This window comes from Streptomyces sp. NPDC050997, assembly GCF_040660135.1.
GTDB lineage: Bacteria > Actinomycetota > Actinomycetes > Streptomycetales > Streptomycetaceae > Streptomyces.
The window spans coordinates 201,438-213,386 of record NZ_JBFAGK010000002.1 but is presented as its reverse complement, the minus strand read 5'-3'; the positions used below and the strand labels follow the sequence as shown (position 1 = coordinate 213,386).

Genomic DNA, 11,949 nt, shown 5'->3' with positions numbered 1-11,949 from the left:
CGGACCCCCTTCCCCTTGGCGACTGCTCAGCCGGTGAACTTCACGTCGGTAATGGCCTGCTTGTAGCCGGCGTCGCTGTATGCGCTCGGATCCGCGGCTGAGTGCGGCACAGCGGTGAGCCATACGAGCACGTACCGCGTCTTCACCGACTTGGTGACCTTCACCGTGGCCGTGGTGCCGTTCGTGGTGACGCTGCCGATCTCGTCCATCGAGTCCAGCGAGGACGGCGTCAGCGAGTCGGAAGCGTACAGCTTGGCCGTCGTGTGATTGCCGGAGTAGCGCAACCCGATGCTGGCGCCCGAGAGCTCCTGCGCCGACCCCAGGTCGTAGACGATGCCCACGCCCGGCTTGTAGGGCTCGAGGGTCGGTCCCTGCAGGAAGGTGCTCGTCTTCCAGTACGTCGAACTGTTGCCGTCGTACGTCTTGCCGACGTCGCCGGGGTGCTGGGCGTCGCCCTCCGCCACGAACTCGCTGGCGTTCTCAATGCTCAGTGTCTTGACCGGCTTGGGAGCGGTGCTGTTCTTGTCGTCCCCGTCGGTCGTCTGCGTGTTGCCGGTGTCGTCGGACTTGTTGCCCTGGTCCATCAGCGCGTCCGCCAGCTGCCAACTGCCCAGCCCCAGCGCGGCGATGAGGAGGGCCGAGACGGCCCACTTCAACGCCTTGCCGGTACGAGTCTGCAGCGGGGGCGGCGGGGCGGGGGCCGGCTGCGCGGCACCCGGGTGCGCGGACGGGCGGCCGTACGTGCCCTGCTGGTACGTCGTGCGCTGGTAGTCCGGCGGGGCGGCGAAGGTGGGCTCCGGCGGACGGATGCGGGGCATCTCGGCGATCGCCTTGACCAGTTCCTCGGGCGTGGTGCACGGGGACTCGTGGCGGGAGGCGGTGGCGCCGTCGTTGGCGAGTGCCCTCATGGAGAGCTCGGACAGGCCGCGGTGGACACCCGCGCGCACCTGGTCGGGGGCGATGAGACCGATGTCCTTGGGCAGGCCGGACAGACCGTAGGCATCGCTCTCGTACGGCCAGCGCTGGGTGAGCGCCGCGTACAGCAGGGCACCGATCGCCTCCGTGTCGGTGCGCTGTGGGGTCTCGGAATTGATGCCGCGCAGTGCCGCGTTCACGGCGAGGCCGCGGATGCGCCACTGGCCGCTCGAGGTGCGCAGGACGGCGTTCGGGTTCAGCCGCAGGTGCGCCAGACCCTCGCGGTGGGCGGCGGACATGGCCGAGGAGATCTGGCTGACCATCTGGGAGGCGTCGTACACCTCCAGCGGGCCGGAGGCCAACAGCGTCGTCAGTTCGGTGGCGTCTGGCAGCCATTCGTGGACGACGTAGACGAGGTCGTTCTCCTCGACGGCGTCGAGGACTTGGACGAAGCGCGGATCGCCCAGCAGCGCGGAGGACCGGGCCGCGGCCAGCACCGAACGGGCCCGCGAGTGGTCCGCCGGCAAGAGATGGACGCCGACGGCACGCCGCAGCTTCTCGTCCACGGCACGCCAACTGCTGAACCCGTCCAGACGGGTGACGCACTCCTCAAGGCGGTAGCGTCTGGCGAGCTTGTGGCCGCTGTGCATCTCCGGCGGTGAGGCCTTCCCGGGACTTTCGATCCCGCCGCTCCCCTGTGCCTCGACGTCTTCCGTGTCCCGCTCCCGGTTCTTGGCCACCCCGTCGGCCGTGGACTGGTCCGCCTTGGCGGTCAGCGGCTCGTCGCCGCTGTTGTCTGCCACGTCGACGGCAGCCGTGCTCCGTTCCGCCACCGTCGTCCCTGCCTCCCCATCCATTGCGCGTCATGCGACGCCGAAACCAATTGTGCCCACAGTCCGCCGCTATGCACGACACGCGGTGGCGGACGATGGTTGTGCGCCTACCCCCGCCTCAGCGCCCCAGGCGCCCTCGCACCATGCCGACCAGCGAGTTCAACTCCTCGATGCGCATGCGGCGAGCCGCGACGAAGAAGACCCCGAGCAACACCGCGCCGCCTGCGATCAGGGCCGCGAAGGAGCCAAGGACGCCTTGGCCGAGCGAGTGGGCGATGCCGTAGCAGGCAGCGCCGCTGAGCAGGGCAGCAGGCACCGAGGCGATGCCCAGTCTGGCGTATGTGCGCAGCACGCGATTGCCGTCCAGGTCGCCGCCCAGCCGCTTGCGCAGGCGGTTCCAGGCGACACCGACACCGATCGCGTAGGCGAGACCGTACGAGGCGGACATGCCCACCACGGCCCAGCGGGGCGGCAGTACGACGTAACAGAGCGCCGAGGCGCTCGCGTTGACCACGGCCACGATCACCGTGTTGTAGAAGGGAGTACGGGTGTCCTCGTAGGCGTAGAAGGCGCGCAGGACGACGTACTGCACGGAGTACGGGATCAGGCCGAGGGCGAAGGCCATCAGCATGTACCCCATGTTCGTGGCCTCGCTGATGCCCGAGGAGCCGAAGATCAGCGTGCACATCGGGATGCCGAGTGCGAGGAAGCCGAAGGCGATCGGGACGATGGCGACGGCCGTGGTCCGCAGGCCCTGGGAGATGTCGTCGCGGACGGCTCCGGGGTCGTCCTCCGCCGCGGAGCGGGAGATGCGCGGCAGCAGGGCGGCCATCAGGGAGACGGTGATGATGGCCTGCGGCAGGCCCCAGATCAGCTGTGCGTTGGCGTAGGCGGCGAAGCCGGTGCCGTCGACCGGAGAGTCGGTTCCCGCGGCGGTGGACAGCTGCGAGACGACGATCGCGCCGGCCTGGTTGGCGAGGACGAACAGGACGGTCCACTTGGCGAGCGTGACGGCCTTGCCGAGGCCGTGGCCCTTCCAGTCGAAACGCAGCCGCGGCCGGAAGCCGGTCTCACGCAGATACGGGATCATCGCCAGCGCCTGCACCACGAGACCGAGCAGAACACCGATGCCGAGGAGCCGCTGACCCTCCAGCGGGATGGTCGTGACCTTCATGCCGGAGTCGGCCGCGGTGCCGTAGACCCACATGAACATGCCCAGCGTCACGATGATGACGATGTTGTTCAGGACGGGCGTCCACATCATCGCGCCGAACTTCCCGCGTGCGTTGAGGATCTGCCCCATCACCACGTGGACGCCCATGAAGAAGATCGAGGGCAGGAAGTAGCGGACGAAGGTGACGCCGACCTCGTTGGCCGCCGGGTCGCTGGCCACCGAGTCGGACAGCAGGCGGATCAGGAACGGTGCGCCGAGGACCGCCAGGACGGTCAGTGCGCCCAGGGCCACCATCACGAGGGTCAGCAGTCGGTTGGCGAACGCCTCGCCGCCGTCCTCGTCCTCCTTCATGGCACGCACGAGTTGCGGCACGAAGACGGAGTTGAGGCCGCCGCCGACGGTCAGGATGTAGATCATCGTCGGCAGCTGGTAGGCGACCTGGAAGGTGTCGCCCAGCAGGCCGACGCCGAGAGCCGAGACGATCAGTGCGGAGCGGATGAAGCCGGTGAGGCGGGAGACCATCGTGCCCGCGGCCATGACGGCGCTCGACTTCAGCAGGCCCGTGGCCCGGCCGCTCTTCTTCGCCGCGGGAGCGGCGGAGGCCGGTGCCGGAGCCGGTGCCGCCGGAGCGGGCACCTCAGCCACGGGAGGGGTGGGCGCTGCCTGGTACTGACCCTGGGGCATCGGTGCCTGGTACTGGCCCTGGACGGGGGGTGTCGCCGCCGGGTACTGGCCCACGTGCGGAGCCGACGCCGGGCCGGGCACCGGCGGTGGCTCATACGACGACTGCCCACCACCCTGCTGCTGGTCGCGGAAGAGATGGGCGAAGGCATCCGGCTCGTGGCGCTCCTCGCCGGCCTGGGTCACCAGGTCGTCGACACCCACGAACTGGGTGGTGCGGGGGTCGTCGCCGTACGGCAGGTACTGGGTCGGGCCCTCCGGTTCGGGCGCCGGGGTCTGCGCCCACACATTCGGGTCAGGGGCGTACGGCGACTGGGGAGGCTGGGAGTACAGAGGCTGCTGGGGCTGGTACGTGCCCGGAGTCGGCGGTGGGTGCGCGGCGCGGTCGTAGAGCGCCTCGGCGACCGGATCCTGGGTGGAGATGTCCTGTGCTCGGTAGGGGTCCTGGTCGTAGGCGTCCTGGAGGTACATGTCGGCGGGGGACGGCGGCGGGACCTGGCCGTCCTGGGGCAGCGGGCCCTCGGGGTCGCCGGAGCCGCCCGCGGCCTGGCCGCGGTCACCGTCATACGGCGCGTTCATGGTTACCCCACCTCATCGTCCCGGGCCCACCGGCCACGACAACCTCAACGGTCCACTCTCTCACCCGTGCCGGACGGGCCGGCGCTTTCCCCTGCGGTGTCCGGTGCCGGGTCACTCGGCTGCTGCGGATCGTCCGTCCGGCTCTGAGTGCCGGACTCCCCCTTGGGACGACCGTCGCCGCCGTCGGGGTTCTCCGGGATGTCGACGGCCTCGCCCGTCTCGTCGGGGCCGTCCTCCTCGGCCTCGCGGGCGGCCGCGCGCTTGCGCTGGGTGTACATCCGGAAGCCGGCGAGAACGAGCAGGAGGAAACCGCCGCCGATGACCAGCATCACAGTTGCCGTGTATTCGGTGACCCTCACGTCGAACTTGACGGGCTGGCCGTACGGCTGCCCGTCCTCCGTGTACAGCTGGGCGACCACCCTGGCCTGGCCGTTGGCCTTCGCCGTCGTCGTGAACTTCACCGTCTGGCTGTGACCGCCGGAGACCTCGACAGGCTGCTCGTAGTAGGAGTCGTCGCCGATCTCCAGGCGCTTCGGGCTCAGTGAGGTGAGCCGCAGCACCAGGTGGTCCGCGCCCTGCACCAGGTTGTTCTGCACGGTCACCGGGATCGTGGCGCTGCGTCCGGAGAGTTTGGTCTCGGACTTGTCGATCAATTTGACCTGATCGGTCAGCGCGTCCACGTACACCTCGACGTCGCTGCGGAAGGAACTCGCCTCGGTGGGCCGGCCGCGCCAGGACGTGGACATCTCACGGTTCGCGGCCCGCCCGAAGGGGGTCACCACCCGGGACTGGTCGCTGAGGATCACCTTGAAGTTGTCGAGCTTGTCCTGTGTGGTCGCGATCTCCAGGAAGGCGGACCGAGGCAGTTCCTGCTTGCGCAGCGAGGAGGGATACCTGGACGTCGACGGCACGGTCGTGGTGGCAGCCGGGTCCGGCTTGGCGGCGGCCGCCGCGGTGAGCTCCTGGGACTGGGACCAGTTGCTGCTCTGCAGGGCGGTCAGCGCCTCAGCCATCGCCTGGGCCTGACGCGCCGACGGCATGCGCTGGGGGGCGACGACGACGCTGCGCTGCTTGTCCGTCTGAAGGTCGAGGGCGAGGCTCTGGGCGAGGAACTTCTGCACGGCGAGTGTGGAGGCGGAGGCCTTCGTCAGGTCGCCCCGGAATGCTGTCGACAGCCGTGCGTCCGCGACGACCGCCGTGGTGCCGCCGCCGATGGGACGGGCGGCCGAGGGTGTGTACGGCAGGCTGCCTGTCTCCTGCAGGCTGTCGCTGCGCGCGATCACCTTGTCGGCACCGGCGGAGGTGGCGACCTTCACGATCGACGGGTCCACCGCGCCCTCGACCGGCCAGGCGAAGTCGGTGCTCGGTGTCACATGGAGCACGGTCCGCACCGTGGTGGAGGCGACATCGGTGGCCTCGTTGAGATGGCTGAGAGAGCCGGTGACGCTGGTGCCGTTGTGCGCGAGGGAGGCGAGATCCGGGTCGGCGAAGGGGAGGGCGACGACCTCCTTGGTCGCCACCGCCTCCTGCAGTCCGGCGAGCCACTGCTTGGCGACCGCCTGATGCGTGCCTGCCCGCGTCGTGTCACCTGACCTGACCCGGTAGGTGCGGGTCATCGCGTCGACGGAGGCCAGCAGGTCCGGGTCGATCACCCAAGTGACGTCGAGGTCCTTGCCCAGTGTCAGGAGCTGCTCGAGGCGGCCGCCCGGAGAGATCTCCTTGGCGAGGTCGTCGTTGAGGAAGACAGGCGTCTGCTGCTCGTTCGAGCCTGTCTCCGCCGTCATGTGGGCGGTGGAGATCAGGGGCCACAGGTACGTGCTCTTCGTCTTGGTGACGGCCTCGTCGGACTGCCACGGCAGGAACGTCCGCTCCATACCGAGCACCTGCTCCCAGTGCTGCGCGGATGTCTCCCCGGAGAGGGAGACGGCGAGCTGGTAGACGCCGCTGTCTCCAAGGTCCAGTGCGTCGGCCGGTACCGAGATGGAGAAGGGCTCGGCGACGCCCGGCGTCAGCTTGGGGAACTTCTCGACGTACTTGCCGCCGATCTCCGAGCCGGTGGCGGCCTGGATGTCGCTGCTGTTCTTGGCGGCGTTGTCGATGGCCGAGCGCGTGGTCAGCTCCGGACCCACCCGCAGCCCCACGTGGGCGTCCGTGACGGCCTGCTTGCCGGTGTTGGTCACCGTGCCCGACACGATGACCGTGTCGCCGTCCGTGGGGGCGCTGGGAGTGAGTGCGTCGAGGGCCACGGAGACCGTGCCCGAGTCGTCGGCCTGCGCAGGCGTGGCGGTGGGCAGCTGCAGCAGTCCGGCCAGCAGGGGCGCCCCGGCGAGCAGGGCTGCGGTGCGCCGCAGCCAGCGGCGGGCAGGTGAGGCACTGGCCCCCTGGAAGTCTGCCGCCTCGGCCACGCGCTCGCCCGTCCCTCGTCGTCGTCAGTGGTCGTCGGAATGTGCGTCCACGCATGGTAACGATGCGCGCTGAGGGGAAGTGCCGCGGACTGCTCCACAAGATCGGGAAACGACGTCGTGCTGTCCCGAATGTGTACGTATAAAGGGGGTCGCTTCCGTGCCTTTCGAGGCCAGATCTTGCTCAGGGCCGAGTGGAGGGTCTGTGCGCGTTTAATGGAGGCGCTCACCGTCGCCCCGGCCACGTACCCTTTTCTGTTGTGCCGAACGCCAACGAAGACACCTCCAGCGCCCTGAGCCAGGTGCAGCACCACGCGGTGAGTGAACTGCTGCGGGTCGCGCCTGTCGCCGACGATCTCGCCCGCCGCTTCCAGGAGGCCGGGTTCTCGCTCGCCCTGGTCGGCGGCTCGGTCCGGGACGCGTTGCTCGGCCGGCTCGGCAACGACCTGGACTTCACGACCGACGCCCGCCCCGAGGACGTACTGAAGATCGTCCGACCGTGGGCGGACGCCGTGTGGGAGGTCGGGATCGCCTTCGGCACGGTCGGGGCGCAGAAGGACGGTTACCAGATCGAGGTGACTACCTACCGGTCGGAGGCGTACGACCGGACCTCACGCAAGCCCGAGGTGAGGTACGGAGACTCCATCGAGGAGGATCTGGTTCGTCGCGACTTCACCGTGAACGCGATGGCCGTCGCGCTGCCGGAGAAGGAGTTCATCGATCCCCATGGCGGGCGCGACGACCTCGCGGCGCGAGTGCTGCGCACTCCGGGCACTCCCGAGGGATCCTTCTCGGACGACCCGCTGCGGATGATGCGGGCCGCGCGCTTCGCTGCCCAGCTCGACTTCGAGGTCGCCCCTGAGGTCGTCACGGCCATGAAGGAGATGGCCGGGCGCATCGAGATCGTCTCGGCCGAGCGGGTCCGGGACGAGCTGAACAAGCTGATCCTTTCCACGCACCCGCGCAAGGGCCTGACGCTGCTGGTGGACACCGGGCTTGCCGACTACGTGCTGCCCGAGCTTCCGGCGCTGCGCCTGGAGAGTGACGAGCACCACCGGCACAAGGATGTCTACGAGCACACGCTGATCGTTCTGGAGCAGGCGATCGCTCTGGAGGAGAACGGCGCCGACCTGACTCTCCGTCTCGCCGCACTGCTGCACGACATCGGCAAGCCGCGAACCCGTCGCTTCGAGAAGGACGGCAGGGTCTCCTTCCACCACCACGAGGTGGTCGGGGCGAAGATGACCAAGAAGCGCATGACCGCGCTGAAGTACTCCAACGAGCTGGTGAAGGACGTCTCGCGTCTCGTCGAACTCCACCTGCGTTTCCATGGCTACGGCACCGGTGAATGGACGGACTCCGCGGTCCGCCGCTATGTCCGTGACGCCGGACCCCTGCTCGACCGCCTCCACAAGCTGACCCGCTCGGACTGCACGACGCGGAACAAGCGCAAGGCCGCCGCGCTCTCGCGGGCGTATGACGGTCTGGAAGAGCGGATCGCCCAGCTGCAGGAACAGGAGGAGCTGGACGCGATCCGTCCGGACCTCGACGGCAACCAGATCATGGAGATCCTGGGAATCAGCCCGGGCCCGGCCATCGGCCGTGCGTACCAGCACATGCTGGAGCTACGGCTGGAGAACGGGCCCATGGAGCACGATGACGCGGTGGCCGCGCTCAAGGAGTGGTGGGCCGAGCAGAGCTGAGGCCGTGAAACGGGGTCGTGTTTCACGTGAAACACGACCCCGGCTCCCTACCGGGGAGAGTCCGGATGTGCCGAGGGGTGTTGTTTCACGTGAAACATGACCCCGACCACCCCGTAGACAACGGCGACGGTGATCACCAGGGGCACCGAGCGCCCGTCCGGCGGCAGCATCAGGGCGGCGACACCTGCGGCGCCCACGAAGGCGACGTTGAAGAGCACGTCGTAGACGGAGAAGATCCGGCCTCGGAAGCCGTCATCGACCGAGGACTGCACGATCGTGTCCGTGGCGATCTTCGCGCCCTGGGTGATCAGTCCCAGGACGAATGCCGCGACGAGTACGGGCGCTGTGGCGAACGGGAGGCCGAGAGCGGGTTCCAGGACGGCGGCGGCAGCGGCACACATGATGATCCAGCGCCCGGGCCCGTACCGACCCGCCGCCCATGGCGTCACGACCGCAGCCGCGAAGAAGCCGGCGCCGGAGATACCCAACGCCAGCCCCAGCAGGGCGAGACCGTCTTCGGGATCGGACGTCAGGGTGTATCGGCAGAGCATCAGCACCATGACCAGCAGGGCGCCGTAGCAGAACCGCATCAACGACATCGCGGCCAGCGCCCACGCGGCCTCCCTGCGTGAGGGGGCGGCGAGATGGCGTACCGCCGCTGCCAGGTCGCGGGCGGTGCCGGTGAGCGCTGTCGACAGACGAGGCTGCACCAACTCGCTGTCGGGCCCCAGCAGTTCCGGTGAGATGCGCAGCGACGCGAGAGCCCCGCATAGATACAGCCCGGCTCCCAGGAGCACCACGGCCGCGTCGGAATCCGCGACCGCCAGCCGTACGACGAAGGCGAGACCGCCGCCGGCGGTCGCGGCGAGTGTTCCGGCGGTCGGGGAGAGGGAGTTGGCGATCACCAGTCGCTCGGCGTCGACGACCCGGGGCAGCGCGGCGGACAGGCCGGACAGGACGAAGCGGTTCACAGCGGTGACGCACAGGGCGGAGAGGTAGAAGAGCCAGTCGGGAGCATCGCTGACCATCAGGACGGCTGTGGCCGATGCCATCAGGGCGCGCACCAGGTTGCCGTACAGAAAGACCTGGCGGCGGCGCCAGCGGTCCAGGAGGGCGCCGGCGAAAGGGCCCACCAGGGAGTACGGGAGTAACAGGATCGCCATCGCGGAGGCGATGGCGGTGGCCGAGGTCTGCTTCTCCGGTGAGAAGACGACGTAGGCGGCGAGCGCGATCTGGTAGACACCGTCGGCGCCCTGGGAAAGCAGGCGCACGACGAGCAGGTGTCGGAAGTTCCGGAGGCGGAGAAGGACGCGCAGATCACGCACGACGGACATGGGGCACAGCCTCACACACGGGGAGATCCCCCGGGCTGTACCACCCGGAGGACCCTCAACAGCTCTGGCAGGAGCGATTTCCGCACGCGGCGCGCTGTCTCGCCGCCGCGCAGTGCTTTGTCTCGGTGGAGCGCGGAGCTCTGTCTCGCTAGCGCTCGACCTCGCCCTTGATGAACTTCTCGACGTTGTCGTAGGCCTCGTCATCGAAGTACTGAACCGGCGGGGACTTCATGAAGTACGAGGACGCCGAGAGGATCGGGCCGCCGATGCCGCGGTCCTTGGCGATCTTCGCGGCGCGCAGCGCGTCGATGATGACGCCGGCGGAGTTCGGGGAGTCCCAGACCTCGAGCTTGTACTCCAGGTTCAGCGGGACGTCACCGAAGGCACGGCCCTCGAGACGGACGTACGCCCACTTGCGGTCGTCGAGCCAGGCCACGTAGTCCGAGGGGCCGATGTGGACGTTCTTCTCGCCCAGGTCGCGGTCGGGGATCTGCGAGGTGACGGCCTGCGTCTTCGAGATCTTCTTGGACTCGAGGCGGTCGCGCTCCAGCATGTTCTTGAAGTCCATGTTGCCGCCGACGTTGAGCTGCATGGTGCGCTCAAGGCGGACACCGCGGTCCTCGAACAGCTTCGCCATCACCCGGTGCGTGATCGTGGCACCGACCTGCGACTTGATGTCGTCGCCGACGATCGGGACGCCCGCCTCGGTGAACTTGTCCGCCCACTCCTTGGTGCCGGCGATGAAGACAGGAAGGGCGTTGACGAAGGCGACCTTGGCGTCGATGGCGCACTGGGCGTAGAACTTCGCCGCGTCCTCGGAGCCGACGGGCAGATAGCAGACGAGAACGTCGACCTGCTTGTCCTTCAGGATCTGAACGATGTCGACGGGGGCCTCGTCGGACTCCTCGATGGTCTCGCGGTAGTACTTGCCGAGACCGTCGAGGGTGTGGCCACGCTGGACCTGGATGCCCTTGTTCGGGACGTCGCAGATCTTGATGGTGTTGTTCTCGCTGGCACCGATGGCGTCCGAGAGGTCGAGGCCGACCTTCTTCGCGTCGACATCGAAGGCTGCGACGAACTCGACGTCCCCGACGTGGTAGTCGCCGAACTGGACGTGCATCAGGCCGGGGACCTTCGACGCCGGGTCGGCGTCCTTGTAGTACTCCACTCCCTGCACCAGCGACGCGGCACAATTGCCCACGCCGACGATGGCTACGCGCACCGAACCCATTCCGGTTGCTCCCTGTGTGTACGAGTGAGGCCCTGGCAGGGGCCTCACATGGTGGTGTCGCCGGGCGTATCCGGGCCGGGGGTGTCCCCGGTCCGGGGCAGAACGCCCGGCGCTCCCTCTGTTGTGTCGCGAGCGGTTTCTCCGTGGCCGGGGCCCTTGAGGTCCCGGCCCGCCCGCTCGCTCTCGATGAGCTCGTTCAGCCAGCGCACTTCGCGCTCCACGGACTCCATCCCGTGGCGCTGGAGCTCAAGCGTGTAGTCGTCGAGGCGCTCCCGGGTGCGCGCCAGTGAGGCGCTCATCTTCTCCAGGCGTTCCTCGAGCCGACTGCGACGGCCCTCCAGGACGCGCATACGCACATCACGAGAGGTCTGCCCGAAAAAGGCGAAGCGAGCAGCGAAGTGCTCGTCCTCGTACGCGTCGGGCCCGGTCTGCGAGAGGAGCTCCTCGAAGTGCTCCTTACCTTCCGCCGTCAACCGGTAGACGATCTTCGCTCGACGCCCTGCGAGTGGTGCGGCGAGGGCGTCCTCGGTGGTGTGCCCCGGCTCTTCGATCAACCAGCCGTTGGCGACCAGCGTCTTGAGGCAGGGGTACAGGGTCCCGTAGCTGAACGCACGGAACACACCCAGCGATGTGTTGAGTCGCTTGCGCAGCTCATAGCCGTGCATCGGGGACTCGCGGAGCAGGCCGAGTACGGCGAACTCAAGGATCCCGGAACGCCGGCTCATGGTCGCCTCCTCTCTGCCGCGGTCGGGCCGTGACGGTCTTTATGCCGAGCCGATGTATCGACTCGATACATCACGACGATAGAACGGCCTTCCGGATGCGACAAGTGGGGGGATGGTGAACGGGATCACATCACTGATTCACGGGGGGCGAGTTGCCTGATTTGGGGTGAACTTCGGGGCTAGGAGGGTTTTGACGGTGCGTAGTCTGTGCGCCATGCACACCACCGGGAACCGAGTGACGCCTGGGGGGCGTCGTTGTCTTTGGTGCAGTACGGATGAATGCGCAACCGACCGCATCCGTACTTCGGGGGGACCGGAAACCAGCCGCCGTTTCCAGGCGCGCAAGGGTGCGCCTGCCCGAGGAGTAGTCGT

The 11,949-nt window shown here is 68.4% G+C and carries 7 protein-coding genes; 1 reads left to right on the top strand and 6 read right to left on the bottom strand.

Annotation, left to right across the window (positions count from 1 at the left end):
- Positions 1-26: 26 nt before the first annotated feature.
- The 3 genes from AB0H86_RS04040 to AB0H86_RS04030 all read right to left on the bottom strand — a co-directional run bounded on the left by AB0H86_RS04040 (position 27) and on the right by AB0H86_RS04030 (position 6,587).
- Positions 27-1,748 carry a protein kinase family protein gene (locus AB0H86_RS04040; protein ID WP_362432665.1) on the bottom strand — a complete coding sequence of 574 codons (1,722 nt, stop codon included), beginning with the start codon at positions 1,746-1,748 and terminating at the stop codon, positions 27-29.
- Between the two features lie 118 nt (positions 1,749-1,866).
- The gene (gene murJ / locus AB0H86_RS04035; protein WP_362432664.1) at positions 1,867-4,182 is read right to left on the bottom strand and encodes a murein biosynthesis integral membrane protein MurJ; all 2,316 of its coding nucleotides are present in this window, start codon (positions 4,180-4,182) and stop codon (positions 1,867-1,869) included.
- Between the two features lie 44 nt (positions 4,183-4,226).
- Entirely contained in the window at positions 4,227-6,587 is a 2,361-nt protein-coding gene (locus AB0H86_RS04030) for a DUF6049 family protein (RefSeq protein ID WP_362432663.1), read from the bottom strand.
- Positions 6,588-6,844: 257 nt separating this feature from the next.
- On the opposite strand from AB0H86_RS04030, the gene AB0H86_RS04025 reads away from it, so the two are divergent.
- Complete coding sequence (locus tag AB0H86_RS04025) at positions 6,845-8,287, top strand: CCA tRNA nucleotidyltransferase (protein ID WP_362432662.1); 1,443 nt, start codon at positions 6,845-6,847, stop codon at positions 8,285-8,287.
- Between the two features lie 47 nt (positions 8,288-8,334).
- Here the strand turns inward: AB0H86_RS04025 and AB0H86_RS04020 are convergent, their stop codons facing one another.
- From AB0H86_RS04020 to AB0H86_RS04010, 3 genes are all read right to left on the bottom strand, one after another.
- Complete coding sequence (locus AB0H86_RS04020) at positions 8,335-9,621, bottom strand: MFS transporter (protein WP_362432659.1); 1,287 nt, start codon at positions 9,619-9,621, stop codon at positions 8,335-8,337.
- Between the two features lie 148 nt (positions 9,622-9,769).
- Positions 9,770-10,852, bottom strand: coding sequence for an inositol-3-phosphate synthase (locus AB0H86_RS04015; RefSeq protein WP_362432657.1), 1,083 nt, complete (start codon positions 10,850-10,852; stop codon positions 9,770-9,772).
- Between the two features lie 44 nt (positions 10,853-10,896).
- Positions 10,897-11,577, bottom strand: coding sequence for a PadR family transcriptional regulator (locus AB0H86_RS04010; RefSeq protein WP_362432655.1), 681 nt, complete (start codon positions 11,575-11,577; stop codon positions 10,897-10,899).
- Positions 11,578-11,949 lie beyond the last annotated feature (372 nt).

Coding starts and splice junctions, on each gene's coding strand:
- murJ (WP_362432664.1), bottom strand. CDS start 4,182: ATGAACGCGCCGTATGACGGTGACCGCGGCCAGGCCGCGGGCGGCTCC.
- AB0H86_RS04020 (WP_362432659.1), bottom strand. CDS start 9,621: ATGTCCGTCGTGCGTGATCTGCGCGTCCTTCTCCGCCTCCGGAACTTC.
- AB0H86_RS04015 (WP_362432657.1), bottom strand. CDS start 10,852: ATGGGTTCGGTGCGCGTAGCCATCGTCGGCGTGGGCAATTGTGCCGCG.
- AB0H86_RS04010 (WP_362432655.1), bottom strand. CDS start 11,577: ATGAGCCGGCGTTCCGGGATCCTTGAGTTCGCCGTACTCGGCCTGCTC.